The sequence below is a fragment of the Porphyrobacter sp. ULC335 genome, assembly GCF_025917005.1.
Classification (GTDB): domain Bacteria; phylum Pseudomonadota; class Alphaproteobacteria; order Sphingomonadales; family Sphingomonadaceae; genus Erythrobacter.
This window is the reverse complement of sequence record NZ_CP078091.1, coordinates 712,339-731,778: the sequence shown is the minus strand read 5'-3', so window position 1 is coordinate 731,778 and position 19,440 is coordinate 712,339. Positions and strand designations below refer to the sequence as shown.

Annotated in this window: 18 protein-coding genes; 7 read left to right on the top strand and 11 right to left on the bottom strand. The window is 65.8% G+C overall.

The features are described from left to right. The first annotated feature begins 16 nt into the window (after nt 1-16). Genes KVF90_RS03600 through KVF90_RS03590 form a run of 3 tightly spaced genes read left to right on the top strand, consistent with a single transcriptional unit; the run spans nt 17 to nt 1,920 of the window. Complete coding sequence (locus tag KVF90_RS03600; RefSeq protein WP_264393489.1) at nt 17-637, top strand: ribonuclease D; 621 nt, start codon at nt 17-19, stop codon at nt 635-637. A 27-nt stretch (nt 638-664) separates the two neighbouring features. Then, complete coding sequence (lptC, locus tag KVF90_RS03595) at nt 665-1,330, top strand: LPS export ABC transporter periplasmic protein LptC (RefSeq protein WP_264393488.1); 666 nt, start codon at nt 665-667, stop codon at nt 1,328-1,330. Further along, nucleotides 1,330-1,920: an LptA/OstA family protein gene (locus KVF90_RS03590; RefSeq protein ID WP_264393487.1), complete on the top strand. Its 591-nt coding sequence runs from the start codon at nt 1,330-1,332 to the stop codon at nt 1,918-1,920. Before lptC ends, KVF90_RS03590 begins: the two co-directional genes overlap by 1 nt. A gap of 61 nt (nt 1,921-1,981) precedes the next feature. On the opposite strand, the gene KVF90_RS03585 is transcribed toward KVF90_RS03590, so the two are convergent. From KVF90_RS03585 to KVF90_RS03565, 5 genes are all read right to left on the bottom strand, one after another. Next, complete coding sequence (locus tag KVF90_RS03585) at nt 1,982-3,385, bottom strand: sugar transferase (RefSeq protein ID WP_264393486.1); 1,404 nt, start codon at nt 3,383-3,385, stop codon at nt 1,982-1,984. Between the two features lie 103 nt (nt 3,386-3,488). After that, nucleotides 3,489-4,553 (bottom strand): DNA polymerase III subunit delta, encoded by a 1,065-nt coding sequence (gene holA, locus KVF90_RS03580; RefSeq protein ID WP_264393485.1) that lies wholly within the window; start codon nt 4,551-4,553, stop codon nt 3,489-3,491. Next, nucleotides 4,550-5,062 carry an LPS assembly lipoprotein LptE gene (gene lptE, locus KVF90_RS03575; protein ID WP_264393484.1) on the bottom strand — a complete coding sequence of 171 codons (513 nt, stop codon included), beginning with the start codon at nt 5,060-5,062 and terminating at the stop codon, nt 4,550-4,552. The genes holA and lptE overlap by 4 nt, the downstream gene beginning before the upstream one ends. Continuing rightward, a complete protein-coding gene (gene leuS, locus KVF90_RS03570) occupies nt 5,062-7,635 on the bottom strand; it encodes a leucine--tRNA ligase (RefSeq protein WP_264393483.1) in 2,574 nt (857 codons plus the stop codon). The genes lptE and leuS overlap by 1 nt, the downstream gene beginning before the upstream one ends. A gap of 29 nt (nt 7,636-7,664) precedes the next feature. Beyond that, complete coding sequence (locus tag KVF90_RS03565) at nt 7,665-8,084, bottom strand: DUF3576 domain-containing protein (RefSeq protein WP_264394650.1); 420 nt, start codon at nt 8,082-8,084, stop codon at nt 7,665-7,667. A gap of 364 nt (nt 8,085-8,448) precedes the next feature. On the opposite strand from KVF90_RS03565, the gene KVF90_RS03560 reads away from it, so the two are divergent. The 3 genes from KVF90_RS03560 to KVF90_RS03550 all read left to right on the top strand — a co-directional run bounded on the left by KVF90_RS03560 (nt 8,449) and on the right by KVF90_RS03550 (nt 10,716). After that, nucleotides 8,449-9,222, top strand: a complete 774-nt coding sequence (locus KVF90_RS03560) for a hypothetical protein (protein WP_264393482.1) — start codon at nt 8,449-8,451, stop codon at nt 9,220-9,222. A 203-nt stretch (nt 9,223-9,425) separates the two neighbouring features. After that, the gene (gene phbB, locus KVF90_RS03555) at nt 9,426-10,148 is read left to right on the top strand and encodes an acetoacetyl-CoA reductase (protein ID WP_264393481.1); all 723 of its coding nucleotides are present in this window, start codon (nt 9,426-9,428) and stop codon (nt 10,146-10,148) included. Nucleotides 10,149-10,170: 22 nt separating this feature from the next. Continuing rightward, complete coding sequence (locus tag KVF90_RS03550) at nt 10,171-10,716, top strand: DUF7010 family protein (protein ID WP_264393480.1); 546 nt, start codon at nt 10,171-10,173, stop codon at nt 10,714-10,716. A 49-nt stretch (nt 10,717-10,765) separates the two neighbouring features. Here KVF90_RS03550 and KVF90_RS03545 read toward each other — a convergent pair whose 3' ends face one another. From KVF90_RS03545 to KVF90_RS03520, 6 genes are all read right to left on the bottom strand, one after another. Beyond that, nucleotides 10,766-11,866, bottom strand: coding sequence for a serine hydrolase domain-containing protein (locus KVF90_RS03545; RefSeq protein ID WP_264393479.1), 1,101 nt, complete (start codon nt 11,864-11,866; stop codon nt 10,766-10,768). A gap of 65 nt (nt 11,867-11,931) precedes the next feature. Continuing rightward, nucleotides 11,932-12,702, bottom strand: a complete 771-nt coding sequence (locus tag KVF90_RS03540; protein ID WP_264393478.1) for a helix-turn-helix domain-containing protein — start codon at nt 12,700-12,702, stop codon at nt 11,932-11,934. Between the two features lie 75 nt (nt 12,703-12,777). Continuing rightward, on the bottom strand, nt 12,778-13,377 hold the full coding sequence (locus tag KVF90_RS03535) for a twin-arginine translocation pathway signal protein (RefSeq protein WP_264393477.1): 600 nt from the start codon (nt 13,375-13,377) through the stop codon (nt 12,778-12,780). An 80-nt stretch (nt 13,378-13,457) separates the two neighbouring features. After that, nucleotides 13,458-15,257 carry an AMP-dependent synthetase/ligase gene (locus KVF90_RS03530; RefSeq protein WP_264394648.1) on the bottom strand — a complete coding sequence of 600 codons (1,800 nt, stop codon included), beginning with the start codon at nt 15,255-15,257 and terminating at the stop codon, nt 13,458-13,460. A 190-nt stretch (nt 15,258-15,447) separates the two neighbouring features. Beyond that, nucleotides 15,448-17,163 (bottom strand): gamma-glutamyltransferase, encoded by a 1,716-nt coding sequence (gene ggt / locus KVF90_RS03525; RefSeq protein WP_264393476.1) that lies wholly within the window; start codon nt 17,161-17,163, stop codon nt 15,448-15,450. A 10-nt stretch (nt 17,164-17,173) separates the two neighbouring features. Beyond that, the gene (locus KVF90_RS03520) at nt 17,174-18,214 is read right to left on the bottom strand and encodes a quinone-dependent dihydroorotate dehydrogenase (RefSeq protein WP_264393475.1); all 1,041 of its coding nucleotides are present in this window, start codon (nt 18,212-18,214) and stop codon (nt 17,174-17,176) included. Nucleotides 18,215-18,547: 333 nt separating this feature from the next. Here KVF90_RS03520 and KVF90_RS03515 point away from each other — a divergent pair, with 333 nt between their 5' ends. Next, nucleotides 18,548-19,417, top strand: a complete 870-nt coding sequence (locus KVF90_RS03515) for a helix-turn-helix domain-containing protein (protein WP_264393474.1) — start codon at nt 18,548-18,550, stop codon at nt 19,415-19,417. Nucleotides 19,418-19,440 lie beyond the last annotated feature (23 nt).

The window sequence follows — 19,440 nt, the reverse complement described above, 5'->3', positions numbered from 1 at the left end:
GCGTAGGGCGAGCGGCATGGCAGTCCATTTTCACGAAGAAGACCTTCCCGCCGGCGTGCTGACCGGCACCAGCGCCATCGCGATCGATACCGAGACCATGGGTCTCGTCACCGCGCGTGACCGGCTGTGCGTGGTGCAGCTTTCGGACGGCTCGGGTCACGAGCATCTGGTGCGCTTCAATCCCGGCAGTTCGTACGATGCGCCGAACCTGAAGGCGGTGCTGGGCGATCCCTCGCGCCAGAAGATCTACCACTTTGCCCGCTTCGATCTGGCGGCGATCCATTACTACCTCGGCGTGATGGCCGGGCCGGTGTTCTGCACCAAGATCGCGAGCAAGCTGACGCGCACCTATACCGACCGCCATGGCCTCAAGAACCTGGTCGAGGAACTGCTGGGCGAGAACATCTCCAAGCAGCAGCAAAGCTCCGACTGGGGCGGGCCGGTGCTGTCCGATCCGCAGCGCGATTACGCGGCCTCCGATGTGCGCTACCTCCACCGCCTGCGCGACGAGCTGACCGTTCGGCTGGAGCGCGAAGGGCGCACCGCAATTGCGCAGGCGTGTTTCGATTTCCTCCCCACCCGCGCGCTGCTCGACATCGCCGGCTGGGCCGAGAACGACATCTTCAGCCACATGTAAGGTTGCAGGCGGCAAGAGCGCGATACCATGGCCCCCGAGCAAAGCATCGAAACCAGTGAAGCGCGTGCGCTGCGCAGCCGGCGGCAGCATTTCGCTGCGCCGGGCGGTTCGCATGACAAGCTGGTGCGGTTCCTCGCCCGGGCGCTGCCGATGGGCGTGGGAGTGATCGCGGCGCTGATGGTCATCACACCTCTGTCCCCGCGCGGCGAGGTCAGCTTCCTGCTCGATCGCAACAAGGTGACGCAGATCGACGAGCGCCTGAGCGTCGACAATGCGATGTATCGCGGGCGCGACAATCTTGGCCGCCCGTTCTCGCTGATGGCGGGCGAGGCGGTGCAGCGCTCCAGCGTCGAAGGGCTCGTGCGGATGCGCGATCTGGTTGCGCAGCTGCTGCTGACCGAGGGGCCAGCGCGCCTGAGCGCCGATGGCGGGACGTATGATATTGATGCCGAGACCGTGGCGGTGAGCGGCCCGGTGCGGCTTACCGCTTCGGATGGCTATGCCATGACCGCGAGCGGGGTTTCGGTCGATCTCAGAGCGCGCACCATGCAGGGCACAGCCGGGGTGGAAGGCGAGATTCCGGCGGGCACCTTCTCGGCCAACTCCATGCGCGCCGATCTTTCCGCGCGCACGATCACGCTTGAAGGCGATGCCCGCTTTACCATGATCCCTGGCCAGTTGAGGATGCCGTGATGTCTGACACAATTGCCACCCCCCGTTCTGGCCGCACCCCGCTCGTCCGCCTTGCGCTGGTGTGGGGGATCGGCGGCTTCGCGCTGACGGCAGCGCTTGCAGGCGGCATGAACCTCGCCGCGCAGGGCATCGCCCGCCACGATTCGCGCGCGCCGGTAACCTATGACGCAGGCAAGGCCGTGATTGACGACCGCGCCAATCAGGTGATTGCCAGCGGCGGCGTGATTGTCACCCAGGGCGACCTGCGCATCCAGTCCGACCGGATGCTGGTCAATTTCACCGATACCGGCCAGCTCGAAATCCAGCGCATCACCGCGACCGGCGGCGTTGCCGTCACCCGCGGTGACGAACGCGCCAGCGGCGACAATGCGATCTATGATTTCAATCGCCGCATCATCACCATGGCGGGCAATGTCCGCCTGCGCCGCGGCACCGACACATTGAACGGCGGGCGGTTGGTGATCGATCTGGCGAGCGGGATCTCGACTGTCGATGGCACCGCCAGCGGCAGCGCGGCGACGCCCGGCACACCTTCGGGCCAGGGCCGGGTGACAGGCACCTTCGCCGTCCCGCAGCGCGACAAGAACTAGGCTGGCATCTCGCCGGTCAGATCAGGCACCCGGCTGCGCCGGATACGCCCGAAGACCCGGCCTAGTAGGCGTTCTCGTGGGTCAGAACCCGCACGGTGCGCAGCACGATTTCGATGTCGCGCCGCAGTGACCAGCCTGCGATATATTCCAGATCGGACTGCAAGCGGTCGGTCAGGTCCTTTTCGTGCTCGGTCGCGCCGCGGTGGCCGCGCACCTGCGCAAGGCCGGTCAGCCCCGGCTTGAGGCAATGGCGCTGCCAGTACTGCCGGTCGATATCCCAGAAATACTTGTTGTTGGCGCGGCTGCCCAACGCGTGCGGGCGCGGGCCGACGATCGACATGTCGCCCTTCAGCACGTTGATGATCTGCGGCAGTTCATCAATGCTGGTGCGGCGGATGAAGGCACCGACGCGGGTCACGCGGTCATCCTCGCGTCCGGCGGAACGCTCGCCGGTGTGATCCAGCTTGTCCTCGCGCATCGAGCGGAATTTGAACATGTCGAAGAACTGGTTGCCGCGTCCCAGACGGCGCTGGATGAACAGCACCGGCCCACGGTCTTCCAGCTTGATCAGCACCGCCACCACGATCAGCAGCGGGGCCAGCACCAGCAGTGCCGATCCTGCCACCACGACATCGAAGGCGCGCTTCAGGATGCGGGCGCGCAGGCCGAGCGGCCCGGTCGAAACGACCAGCGTGGTGCGGTCAAGCTCGTCATAACGGTGCACGCCGACCGCGCCGAGGCTGTGTGCCGGCTCGCTCACGATCTCGCCATAGACACCGGCGCATTTGAGCAGGAAGGCCCAGTCCTCGCGCCGTTCACGCGGGCAGCTCACCACCACCTGATCCTGATTGCGCAGCAGCTTGCCAAGCCGGTCGAGCATGAAGGGATCATGGCTGGCCGGATCGAGGTTGTAATCGGCGGCCAGGATCCGGTCGGCCCCGTCGAAGGGGAAGCTCGACCCGCCATCGTCGATCACCAGCCGGTTGGTCACGCGGCCATCCCACTGCCTGGCAATCACCATCGCCTGCACCCGGCGCAGCGCCACAAGCAGGATCGCCGTGAACAGCAGACCGAGCGTGACCGAAGCGCGCGAGAAATCCTCGTTGGTCTTGGTGTAGAAGCCGACGAAATTGATCAGCGCCGCCGAAACCAGCAGTGCACCGACCGCCTGCCGCGATGCGAACAGCCAGTCACCCAGCGCGCGCACGCCATAGGTGCGGTTGTAGAGCGCGATGGTGAAATAGGCTGGCAGCATCGCCTGCGCCGCCAGCATCGCGCGCGGTTCCCACCAGCGGCCTTCCCACAGCATCGCGGCCAGCGCGAAGCAAAGGTGGAACATCGCGCCGTCCGCCAGCAGCATCACCGCATAGGCACGCAGGCGCCGCCGTTCGAGCGAAGGCACGACCTTGCTCTCTACAGACTGGTGCCTGACCGATTCCAGCAGTTTAGGCGTAACGCGATTCATTCAGACCTTCCCCCAAAAGGCGCGACCCTTTTGCAGTCCCTAGGTGTTATTACAGTTAATTTTGCATTTTGTGCGACTGCGAAAAGCGGTTTGTCACAATTTGCTACCGTTTCGCAGCAAAACGGCCAATTTCTGCCAATTCCTGCGCCAGCAGTAACTCGGCTGCCTGGCTGTTGGCAAGCAAGCTGCGGTGCAGCGCGATCAATCGCGGGATCAGCCGGTCGAGCCGGGTTTCGCGGGTGCCGCGCGCGGCGGGCATGGTCCAGCGCTTGAACTGGTTGCCGATATCGCGCTTTTCCTTGAAGAAAATGCCCAGCCGCATCTCCGCGCCCTTGTCGATCTGGTCGAACTGGCCGCGCGGGCCGAGATAGGCGGCGATCTGCGCCAGCTGCGCCGCGCGCCGTTCTAGCGCCAGCGCCACGCCGACGGGGTTGAGGCCCAGCTCGCGCATCCTCCGGATTTCGCCGCCGATCTTGCCAAGCTCGCCGCCCAGCACGGCGTTAACCAGCGGGGCAAAGCCGTCCTCCTCGGTCGCCGCACCGATCGCTGCGTGATCCTCGGGCGTGGCAGGGCGCGGGGCCTGCGGGTCGGCATCACAATAGAGCGCGAGCTTGTCGATTTCCGACTGCGCCAGCCGCACGTCGAGCCCGGCGGCCCGCGCAATGCGTTCGGCAAGGTCGCCGCCGAGCCGCAGCCCCGCCGCGTCCGCCATGCCGCGCACCGCACCTGCCACGGTGGACAGATCGGGCTGGTGGAACATCGCGACCAGCGCGTCCTTGCGCTTTTCGAGCAGCTTGGCGGTGCGCGACTTGTCGGTGGCCGATGTGGCGACGACGATCACCGGCGCAGCCTCGCCCGCGCCGGCCTCGGCGGTTTCGATCAGGAACTGGAGCGCGTCGTGCGCATCATCCCCGCTGGCGCGCACCCAGATATGGCGCTGCCCGCCGAACAGCGAGGTCGAGCGTGCCTCGTCGCCCAGCAGCGCGGGATCGCGGCGGAGGTCTGCTCCGGCCAGTTCGACCCGCTCGCCCGCGTCGGGGAGGGCAGTGACGAGGCGGTTCGCTGCCGCGCTGGCCCCCGCTTCATCGGGGCCGCAGAAGAAGAAAATGCGGCAAGCGGCCGCGCCGGGCGGCAGGCCGCGGGCGAAATCGCCGTTCTTGGCCTTCACGGAGCCTGCACTTGGGGGCCGGCAGCGCGCGCCCTGAGCGTCACCGCAACCTGCGTCGCCACGCGGTCCGCCACTTCGAGCGCGAGGTTCTCCAGCGCCTTCTGCTCCGCAGCGATGGTGGCATATTCGCTGGACACCACATCGATCCCCGCGTCCGATCCGGCGGTCGCATCAAGCAGGATCGCGCCCGTCGCCAACTCGACCAACTGATACCGCGCGCGCAGGATGCGGCGTTCACGGCTGATCGTGTCATCATTGAGCACGCCCAGCGCCTCCAGCGAATCGTCGAGCCGGATATCGAGCCGGTATTGCGGCGTCGTCTGCCCTGCGACGCCAAGCCGCGCGTCGAGCGCGTTCTTGACCAGCCAGCCGCCGCGCCCCTGGATCGCGGGAATCTCCACCGCCGCAATCCCCTGCGCCGCTGCCGAAGTCCCGCCGCCCGCATACATCGGCGAAAGATTGCAGGCGGTGAGGGCCAGCGAGGCCAGCAGGGCAAGGAGCATGCGCATCAGGTGACGATATTCACCAATCGGTCGGGCACGACAATAACCTTGCGGATCGCCGCGCCATCAATCGAGCGTTGCAGGTTGGCTGATGCCAGCGCCAGTGCCTCCAGCGTGTCCTTCGAAGCGCCCTTGGGCGCGGTGACGGTGTCGCGCAGCTTGCCCATGTGCTGGATGGCGATGGTCACCTCGTCATCGACCAGCAGCGCCGGATCGACGGCGGGCCAGGCATCTTCGGCCACCAGCCCGATCCCGAGCCCGTAGGTCGCACGCGCCTCTTCCGCGAGGTGTGGCATCATCGGCGAGACAAGGGTGGCGAGCTTGCGGATCGCATCGGAGCGGCTGGCGGAAAGTTCAGCCTTCTCGGTCGCGCCGACCAGTTCGTAGATGCGGGCGACAGCCTTGTTGAAGCTCAGCGCCTCGATATCGTCTGCGACCGCCGCGACAGTCTGATGCAGCTTGCGGTCAAGCGCCTTGTCGGTGTTGGCATCGGCTCCGGCCTCGCCTGCGCCGACCTGCCCGAACAAGCGCCACAGCCGCTGCACAAAGCGCGCGCAACCTTCGATCCCGGCGTCCGACCACGGCAGGTCGCGTTCCGGCGGCGAATCCGAGAGCATGAACCAGCGCACCGCATCCGCCCCGTGGCGGGCGATGATCGCATCGGGGTCGACGACGTTCTTCTTCGACTTCGACATCTTGATGACACGGCCGACTTCGACCGGACTGCCATCAGCGAGCAGGGTTGCGCCATCGGAGGTGCGCTCGATCTCTTCGGGCGAAAAGTAGTCGATTGAAGCAAACTCAACCTCAGAACCGTCGCTATCTCGAACACCTTTTCGGGTGACGAGGCGCGAATAGGTCTCGTGCGTCACCATGCCTTGCGTGAACAGCGCCGCAAACGGCTCCTGCACGGTGAGCTTGCCGATATGCGCCAGCGCCCGCGTCCAGAACCGCGCGTAGAGCAGGTGCAGGATCGCGTGCTCGATACCGCCGATATAGTGCTGCACCGGCATCCACTTGGCGACCTCTTCCGGGTCGAAGGGCCGGTCGGCAGGCTGGCTGGCAAAGCGCAGGAAATACCACGAGGAATCGACGAAGGTGTCGAGCGTGTCGGTCTCGCGCCGCGCCGCTGCGCCGCACTTGGGGCAATCGACGTGCTTCCACGTCGGGTGGCGTTCGAGCGGATTGCCGGGAATGTCGAAGCTGACATCCTCGGGCAGGGTGACGGGCAGCTGGTCCTTGGGCACCGGCACCACGCCGCAGGTGTCGCAATGGACGAAGGGGATCGGCGTCCCCCAATAGCGCTGGCGCGAAACGCCCCAGTCGCGCAGCCGCCACACGGTGCGGCCCTCGCCCCAGCCGCCGGCTTCGGCGCGGGTGATGACGGCCTGCTTGGCATCCTCGACACTCATGCCATCGAGGAAATCGCTGTTCACGATCACCCCGTCGCCCGCCTCGGCCTCGCCCTGGAAGGGCTCGTCGGCGCGGGCCGGATCGGTGGCGACGACGCGCAGGATCGGCAGTTCGTATTTGGTGGCGAATTCGAAGTCGCGCTGGTCATGGCCCGGCACGCCCATCACCGCGCCGGTGCCATATTCCATCAGCACGAAGTTGGCGATGAACAGGGGGAGCGGCGCGCCGGTGAAGGGATGGCGCGCGGTGATCGCGGTGCGGTAACCCAGCTTCTCCGCCGTCTCGACTTCCGCCGCCTTGGTCCCGCCGCGCTTGCACGCTTCGATGAAGGCCGCGACCTCCGGATCGCCCGCCAGCCCTTGCGCGATCGGGTGATCGGCAGCGATGGCGCAGAAGCTCGCGCCGAAAATCGTGTCGGGCCGCGTGGTGTAGACCGGCAGCTTGCCGCCGTTGCTGAGGTCAAAGCTGAATTCCAGCCCCTGCGACTTGCCGATCCAGTTCTCCTGCATCAGGCGAACCTTCTCGGGCCAGTCTTCAAGCTTGCCCAGCCCCTCAAGCAGATCGTCCGCAAAGTCGGTGATCTTGAGGAACCACTGGTTGAGCTTGCGCTTCTCGACCTCCGCGCCAGAACGCCAGCCCTTGCCGTCGATCACCTGCTCGTTGGCGAGCACGGTCATGTCGACCGGGTCCCAGTTGACGGTCGATTCCTTGCGGTAGACGAGGCCCGCTTCGTAGAGATCGGCGAACAGCGCCTGCTCGTGGCCGTAATATTCGGGATCGCAGGTGGCGAATTCGCGGGTCCAGTCGAGCGCGAAGCCGATGCGCTGCAATTGCGCTTTCATCTGGGCGATATTCTGGCGCGTCCAGCCGCCCGGATGCACACCCTTTTCCATCGCCGCGTTTTCCGCCGGCATCCCGAAGGCGTCCCAGCCCATCGGGTGCAGCACTTCGAACCCGCGCATCTTCTGGTAACGCGCCAGCACGTCGCCCATCGTGTAGTTGCGGACGTGGCCCATGTGGATGCGCCCCGAGGGATAGGGGAACATCTCCAGGATGTAGCTTTTCGGCTTGGGGCTGTCGGAATCGGCGGTGAAAGTCCCCGCCTCGGTCCAGGCACGCTGCCAGCGTTCATCGGCGACGGCAGGGTCGAAACGGGTTTCAGTCATGCAAAATTCAATCCGTGTGGAGCGGAAACTCAGGAAGCGAGGGCTTGGCGCCGCAGATCGCGGGCCTTGGTAAGGATGATGTCCTCAAGCTTCTGCACGGTGGCCGCCTGCACCGGGGCTTCGACCCAGTTGCCGCCTTCGTTGACCTGACGGCTCGCCGCGACGCGCAGGGCATCGGCGCGCAGATCCTGATCGAGGATCGTCACGGTCAGCTTGACCCGCTCGGTCGGGTTGGTGGGGTTGGTGTACCAATCGGTGACGATCACGCCGCCCGCACTGTCCGCCTGAAGCAGCGGCGCAAAGCTGACCGTGTCGAGCGAAGCACGCCACAGATAGGCGTTGACGCCGATGGTGTTGAGCTGTGCCGGGGCCAGCTCGGTGCGCGGACGACCGCCGCCGCCACAGGCGCTCAGCCCGAGCAGCGACACGCCAAGCAGCGCAACAGCCATGGAACGGCGGAAGGGGGCGGTATTGGCGCGTGTCACTGCCGGATCATCCTCATCATAATTCGTGGCCCCGCTCTATAGCTCCATGCCCCCTTGCGGCAAGCACGATCCGCGAGGTTTGCAGGTCGGGTCCCCTCGCAAGAGCGGCTGCGGGCTTTACGGAGCCTGAATTTCACCGGCCAGGCAAGCTTATGTGTGCATGGAGCCACAGGTGGGCTGCGAATCCGGTCATGCTGCGGCAAGGCCATTGCAAGCAGGGGGCGCGTGCCTATCACTACTTACGAATAGCGGTGCGACTCAGGCAGCGTTAAGGTCGCACATGCTTGGGACGAAGCCTCAGGCGATGTAAGAGGATACTGGCAGAGCAATGGCACGCAAGGCAGACAGCACGGCAAAGGCGCAGCGTTCGCTGCCGCTGTTTGCGCTGTACGCCATGGCGGGCGGTGCGCTGTCGCTGGCTGTGCCGACCGCCGGTCTGGCGCTGGCTGGCGAGGTTGCTCCGGTGCAGACCGCCGCTTCGCTCGAAGCGCTCGGCCTCGGCATGTTCACTCCGGCTTCGGTCGATCCCGAACTCGCCGCACGTGTCGCTGGCAAGGCGCGGGCGCGCGGCATTCACTTCACCCCCGCCAGCGCGCCGCCGATCACCGGCAAGCGCACGGTCACGGTTGCGGTGCGGGTTGATGACGATACCGCCCGGGCGATTTCGGTGCGCAAGGCGCTCGATGCCGTTCCGGGCCGCGGTGCGGGCTTTGCCGGTCTCGATTCGAGCAAGTTCCAGCTGGGTTCGGCGCGCGGCTATCAAAGCTTTGCGCGGACGGTCGATCTGTCGGCCAATGTCCGCAATCTTGCCGTCCCCGATCTGTCACAGTTCAAGCCCTCGGCCCCGCAAGCCGCCGACAAGCCGAGCCGCTTGCAGCCGCGGATCGAGTTGGAAGACCGCCAGATTGCCGGCCGTTCGCCCAATACGCTTGATTCGGTCGGGCAGCAGACGGTGGGCGTGGGCGGCAGCTTCCGCCTCTCGCAGAACCTCAACGTGATGGCGGGCGTGCGCTATTCACAAGAACGCGAACGGCTCGATCCGCTGACCAATTCGGTCAAGGACAGCCAGGCTGTTTACGTGGGAACGCAGATCAAGTTCTGAGGGTTTGCTGGCTCGCTTAGGGTTGGTTCAGACCCCCTCCAGCCCGGTCTAGACCCCTGCTTGACCCCCTCCAGACCCCCGCTAGACCCCGCCTAGACCCCCGTTCTCGGGCGATTCGCGCATAGCTATTCCCCGCTTTCCCTGACGCTACGGCATCGCTAGGTTGCTGCGGTATATCGGGAATGCAGCAAGGGGAGAATGCCATGGGCCGGGTCGCCATCGTCACCGGAGGAACGCGCGGAATCGGGGAGGCGATCTGCAAACGCCTCCAGCGCCAGGGCCACACGGTCATCGCAAATTACGCCGGGAATGAGGAAAAGGCGCGCGCCTTCACGGCGGAAACGGGCATCCCTGCCTACAGGTGGGACGTCGGCGACCACGAGGCGACCATGGCAGGCTGCGCGCAGGTCGCAGCCGATCACGGCCCGGTCGATATCGTCGTCAACAACGCCGGCATCACCCGCGACGGCACCTTGCACAAGATGAGCTTCGACGACTGGAACGATGTCATGCGCATCAACCTCGGCGGGTGCTTCAACATGGCCAAGGCCACCTTCCCCGGCATGCGCGAAAGGGGCTGGGGGCGGATCGTCAACATCGGCTCGATCAACGGGCAGGCTGGGCAATACGGGCAGGTCAACTACGCCGCCGCCAAGAGCGGAATTCACGGTTTTACCAAGGCGTTAGCGCAGGAAGGCGCGAAGTTCGGGGTGACGGTCAATGCCATCGCGCCGGGCTATATCGACACCGATATGGTCGCCGCCGTGCCACCTGCGGTGCTCGAAAAGATCGTCGCCAAGATTCCTGTCGGCCGCCTCGGCATGGCCGAGGAAATCGCCCGCGGGGTGGCCTTCCTCACTTCGGAGAACGGCGGCTTCATGACCGGCTCGACCATGAGCATTAACGGCGGCCAGCACATGTATTGAGGCGAGGGGAAGGGGGCAGCCAATGGCTTTGACCGAAGCGCAGGCAGACCTGCGGCGCGCCCATGTCAATGGCGGGGCCGGGGTGATGGTATCGGGCCTCGCGTGGTTTGCGGCGACTGTCGCGTTTTTCGCAGCAGGGCCGCGGGCGGCATTTTTCACCTTGTTTGTCTGCGGCTTGGCCATCGCTCCGGTGGCGCAATTGGTGACAAAGTTCGTCTTCAAGGCACCTGCATCAGGCGCAGGAAAGCGGCTTGAGTGGATCGCCATTGCAACCGTGCCGGTCCTGCTGGCGGGGTTCTACATCGGGTGGCTGCGGCTCGGCACAACACCCTTTGCTGCGATCCCGATCGTCGCGATAGGTGTGGGGCTGCGCTATCTGACCTTCCCTGTGATGTACGGGGGCACCCCCTTCGCGCTTCTCGGCGGAGCCTTCGTGCTTGCCGGCGCGGTCAGCCTCGCCGCGCCAGAGCACGCCGCGCTGCTGATGACCCTCAGCCTGGCGTTTCTCGAGATAACGGTCGGGGCCCTTATGGTGCGTCGATGGCAAGCCGCGCCCGGTCCGGCCTGAGCGTCAGTCGACCACAATTCCCAGCACCTTCGGCGCGGCGTGAGGCGCTTCAGCCCGGCGGAGTTGTTGGCTCCCCGCTGTGGCGAGCTTTCCAGTCGACGTGAAGGAAATCCGCCACACGGTAACAGGCCGGGCTGTCATTATTGCCGAGCGTGATGATCGTTTCTCCAGTCCGCTCGTAGGTCCGTACATCGACGCACTGGCCGTAGATCTTGCCGCCGTGACCCCAGCGCAGATCGCGCGGCAGGAACTCCCCGCTGTAGCCCGTCGCGAAGAAGCCGAGGCCGAAACCGTTGCGCTGGGGGGTGGTTGCCTGCTGGAACAGCGCAGCCGGGACGCCCAGCCGCCCTCCGCGCAGCGCCATGACAAAGCGCAGCATGTCGCGCGCGTTGAAGGACTGACCGCCAGCAGGCCATCCCCCGTCCAGCACGGCGAAGCAATTGGGCATGCGCTCGTCACCCACCGTGGCATAGGCGACGGCCTGCGCGGGATTATCGACCCTGCAGGCTTCGTCAGCATGGGCGGCATCCATCCCGGCCGGGACAAAGACATTCTGCGCCACATAGCTGCGGTAATCCTGCCCCGACAGGACCTCGATCATGCGGCCCAGCAGGATCATACCGTGATTGCCATAGACCTGTTCACTGCCCGGCGGGAACGAAGGCGCCCGGTCACCGTGCAAGGCGACCAGATCGGCAAGGCCGGGCTGTCGGCCTTCCCAGCGTAGCGAGCCCGGATAGAACATCGCGTCCGCCTCGCCACCTCCGGCGGTATGGGTCAGCAGTTGCCGGACCGTCACCGCGCGCATGGCCGCATTGGGATAATCGGTCAGCACTTCGCCCAGACTGGTGTCGAGCGTTATCCTGCCCTTGGCGACCTGTTGCAGCACGGCCGTGATGGTGAACATCTTGCCGGCGGAGGCGAGATCGAAGCGGGTATCGGGCCGCAGCGGATCGCCGGACGCCTCGTCACGCAGGCCATAGGCGCGCTCGAACACAATCGTGCCATCGCGTGCGACCAGCACCACACCCGAAAAATCGCCGCCCGCTTCGATACCGCGGATGTAGGCATCGAGCCGCTCAAGCGCCTGCCCGTCTGCAGGCTGCTCCTCTTCGGCAGTTTCGGCATGGGCCGGGGATCCGGCAGCCAAAGCTGCACCCAGCAACAGGTGCAGGGCCGCCGGGCGGAGAAGGCCTGTGTCTGGTCGCGCTCCCATCACGCTTGCTCGACCGTGATCCCCGCCACCTTCCATGCGCCATCCTCCCACGCCAACGAGACGCTCTCGGTCTGCGTGGCGCCGCTCGCATAGGCCGAGCGGAACTTGATCAGCCGGTAGCCTTCGGGCGGAGCGGGGACGAATTCGTTGCCGACGATGTTGCGCGTCAGCAGCTTGCCGAGCGGCGGGCGCACCTTTTCGGACACTTCGGTCCACCGCTCCAGTGTGTTGAGCTGCCGGAACTGCCCTCCGGTGGCGGCATAGCTGTCGGCCCAGCGGCTTTCGTCGACCAGCTTCAGGAAGTTCTCCGCAGCCTGCGCGGCGGCGGCTTCGGTCGGCTCGGCGGCGGCGGCGGCGGATAGCACCGGCGTGGCGGGAGCCAACACTGGCAGCGGCGAGGCCGGAAGGAACACGGCGGCGATAAGCAGGGACATGGCAAGCACTCCGATGGCTGACAGAGCAAGGCCGCGCCCTGCCCACCGCCGGGTGGCGGATGCCGAGCCGTCTGCCCCGTCGCCCCGCTCGGCCGCATCCCCCAAATCCTTGTCCCCCAGCGTTTCGGGGGCGCCTCCTTCCTCCGCCAGCAAGCGCCGCGCCGCCTCGCGGCTGCTGGTGACGCCAAGCTTGCGCCGCGCATCGCGCAGCCGATCGTTCACGGTGTGCACCGACAGCCCGAGCTCCCGCGCCGAGGATTTGGCATCATGCCCGCGCAGCAGCAGCCGCAGCGCATCCTTTTCCTTGTCGGTCAGCACATCGAGACTTGAGGCCATGGAGGAGGATTAGGCGCAGGGGCCAAACCCGGCCACCCCGAATTTTTCGGGTATCGCGGGAGGGGCCGCCCCCCTTCAGCTGGCCTTGCTCTTGCGAACCGCCGCATCCCACTCCTCCCACGGGATCGCGCGGCCGGGGTAGGCAATCTTGGCGAAAGGCCAGTCGCGGGCAATCCAGTCCTTTGCCCAGGCGTAAAGCTCGGCATCAAAGCCCGCTTCGTATTCGGCCGCCGTCACCCACAGCTGCACTTGCGCATCATAGCCCGGCACCTTGCTGGGATAGACATAGATGCAGCCGCGTTCGCGCAGGCCGTCGGGGGTGAGCACGGCATAGGCAAAGGATTCGCGCCGTTCGAACCGGCCGGCTTCGGTCTCCATGTCGACCATCGCGTCAGCGAGGGTGAGCCCCGCGTGCGGCCAACTTGTGCTGCGCGTGAAGGTGGCCTGCAAGTGAGCGATCGACGTCATGTAGGCGCGATAGTCGATCTCGACCAGCGCAGGGCCTAGCGGCACCAGCTTGAACCCCGGCCCCTCAATCAGCGTCGGCACCGCGAAATCGGGCGCTATCCATGGGGCAGGCTGGGCGGCAGACGGCGGAGTTTCGGCCCGCACCGGGGCCGCAAACACGCTACACACCGCGAGCGTGGCTGCCATTGCCGTGACCAGAAATCTCATGCCGCCGCCTCCTTGCACCGCTGCCATAAGGCTTATCCCGGCGCACCAGCGGTCACCATGCGTTGTCTGACCAGCCTGCGTCAGCCCCGATACAACCCGTCGATCCGCTCCTGATACCGCTCGCGGATCTTGTGGCGGCGGATCTTCATGCTCGGGGTCATTTCCTCGTTCTCGATGCTGAACGCCTCGTCGGCGAAGGCGAACTGGCGGACCTTTTCGATCACCGAGAGATCGGCATTGGTCCGGTCAACCGCAGCGCGCACCGCGTTCTTGAAGGCAGGGAGCTCCTGCAAGGCCTTCAGGTCGAACTTCTCGCCATTGGCCCGCGCCCATTCCAGCGCCCATTCGGCATCGGGGACGATCAGGCCGACGACGTAAGGCCGCTTGTCCCCGCTCACCATCGCCTGCGCGATTTCGGGCTGGAGGGTCAGCATGCCTTCAACCTTCTGGGGGGCAATATTGTCGCCCTTGTCGTTGACGATCATGTCCTTCTTGCGGTCAGTGATCTTGATCCGGCCCTTGTTGTCGAAGTGCCCGATGTCGCCGGTGTGGAGCCAGCCGTCCTGCAAGGTGCGCGCGGTTTCGGCGTCGTTGCGCCAGTAACCGTGCATCACCAACTCGCCCCGCACGAGGAGTTCGCCATCCTCGGCGATCTTCACTTCGACCCCGCGCAGCGGCGGGCCGACAGTGTCCATCTTGAGACCGACCTTGGGGCGGTTGCAGCTGATCACCGGCCCAGCCTCGGTCTGGCCATAGCCTTGCAGCATGGTCAGCCCCATCGCGTCGAAGAAATTGCCGACTTCGGGATTGAGCGGCGCGCCGCCCGAAACCATCGCCTTGATCCGTCCGCCGAACTTCTGGCGGATCTTGGGGCGCAGGGTCTTCTCGACAAGGAAATCGAGCGGACGATCGCGCAGGCGTTTCTTGCCGTCCTTGCTATTGCCCGCGATCTTCAGCGCCGCGTCCATCATGTAGTTGGCGACTTTGCCCTGCTTTTCGACCTGCTTCATGATGCGGGTGCGCAGCACTTCGAACAGGCGCGGGACCACGACCATAATAGTGGGGCGGGTTTCCTCGATGTTCGAGGCGAGCTTTTCCAGCCCTTCGGAATAGAAGATCTCCGCACCGACGCCGATGGGGAGATATTGCCCGCCCGAATGCTCGTAGGCGTGGCTGAGCGGCAGGAAGGACAGGAAACGTTCGTCCTTGATGCCGAAATCCTCGATCAGCACTTCGGCTGCACCAGCAACATTGCACAGGATCGCGCCGTGGTGCTGCATCACGCCCCGCGGCGCGCCGCCGGTGCCACTGGTGTAGATCAGGCATGCGGTTTCCGAACGCTCGATACGAGAAATACGGTCATCCACCGCCGCGCGCGCTGCCACCGCGTCACCGGTGATGAGCGCGGCCCAGGCGTGATATTCGAAGCTGCCCGATTGCTGGCGCTTGAGATCGTCGATGCCGATGACATGCTCGACCAGCCCCGTCTGCCCGATCGCGCCGACGACCGGGGCGAGCAGCTTCTCGGTCGAGACAATTGCCGCACGTGCGCCTGAATTGTCGAGGATGTGCGCGTGATCGCGGCGGGTGTTGGTGGTGTAAGTGGGAACGGTGATGCAGCCCGCAGCCATGATCGCGAGGTCTGCGATGCACCACTCGGGCCGGTTTTCGGAGACGAGCGCCACGCGGTCGCCGTCCTCCAACCCCATGGCGCGCAAGGCTTCGGCGAGCAGGCACACATGCTCGGCCGCCGATCGCCAGCTTTGCGTGACCCATTGCCCGCCCGTCTTGTGACCGAGGAACGGCGCATCGCCCTTCTCGTCCGCGCGCTTGAGGAATATCTCCACAAGGTTCTGCGCGTTGTCGATGTCCTGCAACAGCTGGTGGTCAGCCGGGTTGGCAACGGCGCGGGCAGCGTGAGGCACGGTGGGGGAATGCACTGGCAAAGGCTCCTGATCCCTTCGAGGTTATCATTCGCAGGTTCAGTCGCGACCCGCGTGTGGGGCGCAGATTAGAAGGTGAAATCCGTAGCGGCAAGCATCGGGATGCGCGTCACCCCCAAGCAGCGGCTCAGGGTGTGACGGCGCTGACGAGACGCGGCTCGGTTGCGACTTCCCACGTGCCGTCTGTCCGCCGACCGAGCGCATTGGCCTTGATCGGCGCGGCCCCCATCCGGATGGACTTGTGACCCAGCGCGGTCAGCTGGTCCTTCATTGCGGCCAACGCACTGCCTTCCTCGATCAGCAGCGTGTCACCGAAGGACATGGCGAAGGGCATCGCCAGCGCCTCCTGTGCGCCCATCCGGAAATCGATCACGCCGATGATCGCCCGGGCGACCGTTACCGGAATGGTGGGCCCGCCCGCGGCGCCGATCACCAGCACCGGCTTGCCCGAAGCGTCGAACACAATGGTCGGCGCCATCGACGAACGCGGGCGCTTGCCGCCCTCGACCCGGTTGGCGACCGGCTTGCCGTTCTCCTCGGGCGTGAGGGTGAAATCGGTCAGCTCGTTGTTGAGGTAGAACCCGCGCCAGTGCAGTCCCGATCCGAACGCGCCTTCGATGGTGGAGGTGTAGCTGACCGCGTTGCCCTGCCTGTCGACGACGGAGAAATGCGTGGTGCCGTTTTCCGGCTCCTCGGGCCCGTCCCCGCGCGCCAGCGGCGCACCGGGGGGCACACCGGGTTCAGGCTTGGCGATCGTGGTATCGGGCGAAATCAGCGCCGAACGGGAGGCCATGTAGCTTGGCTCGACCAACCCGCTGGTCGGTACCTCGACGAAATCCGCATCGCCCGAATAGAGCTCGCGGTCGGCATAGGCGAGACGCTGGCTTTCGATGAACAGGTGCCAGAACACCGGGCTTTGCGGGCCAAGCGCGGCGAGATCAAAGCGCTCAAGCTGGCCGAGCATCTGCGCGACCGCTGTCCCGCCAGAGGACGGCGGGCCCATGCCGCACACGCGGTAGGTGCGGTAGGGGGCGCAAACAGCCTCGCGCTCCTTCGCGGTGTAGCCTTCGATATCGGCGGCGGTCATGCGACCGTCCTGCGGCGTTTCGCCCGCGACATAGGCGGCGAGCGCCGCGGCGGTCTCGCTGTCATACATCGCCTGCGGGCCTTCTGCGGCCAGCGTGCGGAAAGTCTCTGCGAGCGCTGGCACCTTGACGGTCGATCCTACGGCAAGCGGTTCGCCGTCAGCACCGAAGAACACCGCCTTGGCGGCAGCGCTCTTGTCCGCACGGCCCTTGTTTCCGGCGAGCGATTCGTAAAGCCGGCGGTTCATCACGAAGCCGTTGTCGGCCAGCGCGATGGCAGGTTCGAACAGCTTGGCCCAGGGCAGCTTGCCGTGTTCGGCATGGGCCTTGGCAGCGAGCGCGACATTGCCCGGAACCCCGACGCTGAGGCCCGAAAACACGCGCTGATCGCGCCCGAGCACCTTGCCACTCGCATCAAGGAAACGGGTCGGCGTGGCGGCGGCAGGTGCGGTCTCGCGCCCGTCGTAAGTGACGAGCATTCCGTCACTGCCGTCGGCACGCACCATGAAACCACCGCCGCCAATGCCCGAACTCTGCGGCTCGACCACGGTCAGCGCCAGCATCACGGCGATCGCGGCATCGACGGCCGAACCACCCTGCGCCAGAATCGCCTCGCCTGCCGCAGTGGCGCGCGGGTCGGCGCTGCTGACTGCCCCCGCAGTGACGGCGGGCCGATCAAGGGTGGCAGTGGTTTGGCTGGTGGCACAGGCCGAAAGGGCAAGCGCCAGCGGGGCGAAGAAGGCAGGGAAAATGCGCATGACGCGGGTGCTATTCGCTTCCCACCGCTTCGGCAATGCTGGCGAACCCGTCGCGCTGCATCAGCGCCTCCAGCCCGCGCACAATCTGCGCGCCGAGGCCGGGGCCTTCATAGACCATCGCGGAGTAGAGCTGGACGAGGCTCGCGCCCGCCCGGATGCGCTTCCAGGCGTGCTCCGCCGTGGCGATACCGCCCACGCCGACCAGAGGGACCGCGCCGCCCGTCGCCTTGCGGAAGTCCCGCAGCCGCCGGGTCGCCAGATCGCGCAAGGGCGCGCCCGAAAGCCCGCCCGTCTCGCCCGCGTGGTGCGATCGCAAGGCCGGGCGGCTGATCGTGGTGTTTGAAACCACCAGCCCGCCCAGCTGCTTGTCGATTGCAATGCGCGCGATGGCGTCGATGTCCGCCGGTTCGAGATCGGGTGCGACCTTGAGGAACACGGGGGGCGGGGAGTCGGGAACAACCGCGTCGCGCGCGGCGATTACGGCATCGAGAAGGCCAGTCAGGGCGCTCTCGTCCTGAAGCGCGCGCAGGCCCGGAGTATTCGGGCTGGAGATGTTCACGCAAAGATAGCTCGCCACCGGTGCCATTACCCGCGCCATCACCGCGTAATCGGCGATACGGTCCGCCGAATCCTTGTTCGCGCCGATATTGACCCCGACGATCCCTGATCGCCCTGCCCGCGCCTTCAGCCGCGCTAACGCCGCATCGGCCCCGCCATTGTTGAACCCCATGCGATTGATGACCGCCCCGTCCTCGACCAGCCGGAACAGACGCGGCTTGGGGTTGCCGGCCTGCGGGAGCGGGGTGATCGAGCCGACTTCGGTAAAGCCGAAGCCGAGGCCCAGCAACGCGTCGGGCACCTCTGCGTCCTTGTCGAACCCCGCTGCCACCCCGACCGGATTGGGAAAGACGAGCCCGGCCACCTCCATCGCCAGCGGCCCTGCCTTGGCAGGCGCACGCGGAGGCAGGGCGGCAAGCCCGCGGATAGCCAGCCTGTGTCCGGTTTCGGAATCGAGCGCGAAAAGCGCAGGCTTGATGAGGCGGAACAGCATGGCATTCGCGCCTAAGTCAGCGCGCGGCCCGTGTCGAGCGCATCCTCTGCGCTCCACTCCGCATGACTGCGTGTCGCTTGCATACAATCCCGCAAAAGATTCCTCGGGTATGTGCTCCCCGCGACCCGAAGGGCTCGGAGCAGTGATGCAAAGAGTTCCTCAACTTCTGGGGCGGCGTTCCCTTTCGGGAGTGCCGCCCTTTTTTGCGCCCCCCTCTGACGCACACAACCCTCGACAACGCCTGCATTGTTGCGCAATTAGGTCACAAGACAAGCGGTCGCACGCACCAGAGCAGGGGGCCTTCGGGGCAGGGCGTTGCAATTTCAGTCGAGGATGATCGCGCCGCCTGCAGAGAGTGCGGGGCTGGTGAACACGTTCTACATCATCGAAACCGAAGGTGGCCGGATTGAGGAATCGATCCCGGCTTATTCGGCGCAGCTGATCCTGATGGTGCGTGGCACGGTGCACTTCACCTTCGCCGACGGGCCCACGGTGCAATCATCCACCGTAACCATCAATGGTCCGCAAATGCGCAGCGCTGCCTGTGTGCTGGAAGGCCCGGTGCTGCAGGTTGGTGCCTCGCTTACGCACATGAGCTGGCAGGCCTTGGCCAATCTCCCGGCCGATCTGGTGCACGACCAGCTGATCCCGGCTGAAACCGTTTTGACCGCGGAACAAATCGCTTCGCTGGAAGCCGCCGTTGCTGCCTGCCGCGATGGACAGATTGCGCCAGAGGATCTGTGTGCGCATCTGACTGCGGTGATTGCCGCCGGGCCCTTCACCCCTCGCCCCGATCATGCCGCCGTGGTGGACGCGATCCTGCGCTGGCTGGGGAGCGGGTTCGATCCCGCCATCAGCGACCTTTATGCCAGTGTCAGCGTCTCGCCGCGCCAGCTCCAGCGCATCTGCCGGCGCTTTTTCGGCGTGGCCCCGGCGCAGGTTCTGAAGCGGTTCCGCGCGCTGCGAGCAGCGATGTTGCTCGCGCAGCCCGGCCTCAGCCAGGAGTTGCGCGCCCAGGTTATGGCGACCTATTTCGATCAGGCGCACCTGATCCGCGACATCCGCCGCTACACCGGGCGGACGCCGACGCAGTTCCGCACCGATTCTCTGGTCAACGAAATCCTGGACCCGGCGGCGCATGGTGACGCGGGTGCCTTGTTGAATAAGCCTGGCCAGCAGACCCAGCCGCTTTCGCGGTTGTAATGCGAGCAGTTTGCTCCTAATTC

What these genes read in the sequence shown, in the direction of transcription:
- lptE (WP_264393484.1), bottom strand. Translation starts at nt 5,062, where the DNA reads ATGCGCATGCTCCTTGCCCTGCTGGCCTCGCTGGCCCTCACCGCCTGC.
- KVF90_RS03520 (WP_264393475.1), bottom strand. Translation starts at nt 18,214, where the DNA reads ATGCTGTTCCGCCTCATCAAGCCTGCGCTTTTCGCGCTCGATTCCGAA.
- KVF90_RS03535 (WP_264393477.1), bottom strand. Translation starts at nt 13,377, where the DNA reads ATGAGATTTCTGGTCACGGCAATGGCAGCCACGCTCGCGGTGTGTAGC.
- KVF90_RS03585 (WP_264393486.1), bottom strand. Translation starts at nt 3,385, where the DNA reads ATGAATCGCGTTACGCCTAAACTGCTGGAATCGGTCAGGCACCAGTCT.
- phbB (WP_264393481.1), top strand. Translation starts at nt 9,426, where the DNA reads ATGGGCCGGGTCGCCATCGTCACCGGAGGAACGCGCGGAATCGGGGAG.
- KVF90_RS03540 (WP_264393478.1), bottom strand. Translation starts at nt 12,702, where the DNA reads ATGGCCTCAAGTCTCGATGTGCTGACCGACAAGGAAAAGGATGCGCTG.
- KVF90_RS03565 (WP_264394650.1), bottom strand. Translation starts at nt 8,084, where the DNA reads ATGGCTGTTGCGCTGCTTGGCGTGTCGCTGCTCGGGCTGAGCGCCTGT.
- KVF90_RS03515 (WP_264393474.1), top strand. Translation starts at nt 18,548, where the DNA reads ATGATCGCGCCGCCTGCAGAGAGTGCGGGGCTGGTGAACACGTTCTAC.
- KVF90_RS03560 (WP_264393482.1), top strand. Translation starts at nt 8,449, where the DNA reads ATGGCACGCAAGGCAGACAGCACGGCAAAGGCGCAGCGTTCGCTGCCG.
- leuS (WP_264393483.1), bottom strand. Translation starts at nt 7,635, where the DNA reads ATGACTGAAACCCGTTTCGACCCTGCCGTCGCCGATGAACGCTGGCAG.
- KVF90_RS03600 (WP_264393489.1), top strand. Translation starts at nt 17, where the DNA reads ATGGCAGTCCATTTTCACGAAGAAGACCTTCCCGCCGGCGTGCTGACC.
- KVF90_RS03590 (WP_264393487.1), top strand. Translation starts at nt 1,330, where the DNA reads ATGTCTGACACAATTGCCACCCCCCGTTCTGGCCGCACCCCGCTCGTC.
- KVF90_RS03550 (WP_264393480.1), top strand. Translation starts at nt 10,171, where the DNA reads ATGGCTTTGACCGAAGCGCAGGCAGACCTGCGGCGCGCCCATGTCAAT.
- lptC (WP_264393488.1), top strand. Translation starts at nt 665, where the DNA reads ATGGCCCCCGAGCAAAGCATCGAAACCAGTGAAGCGCGTGCGCTGCGC.
- ggt (WP_264393476.1), bottom strand. Translation starts at nt 17,163, where the DNA reads ATGCGCATTTTCCCTGCCTTCTTCGCCCCGCTGGCGCTTGCCCTTTCG.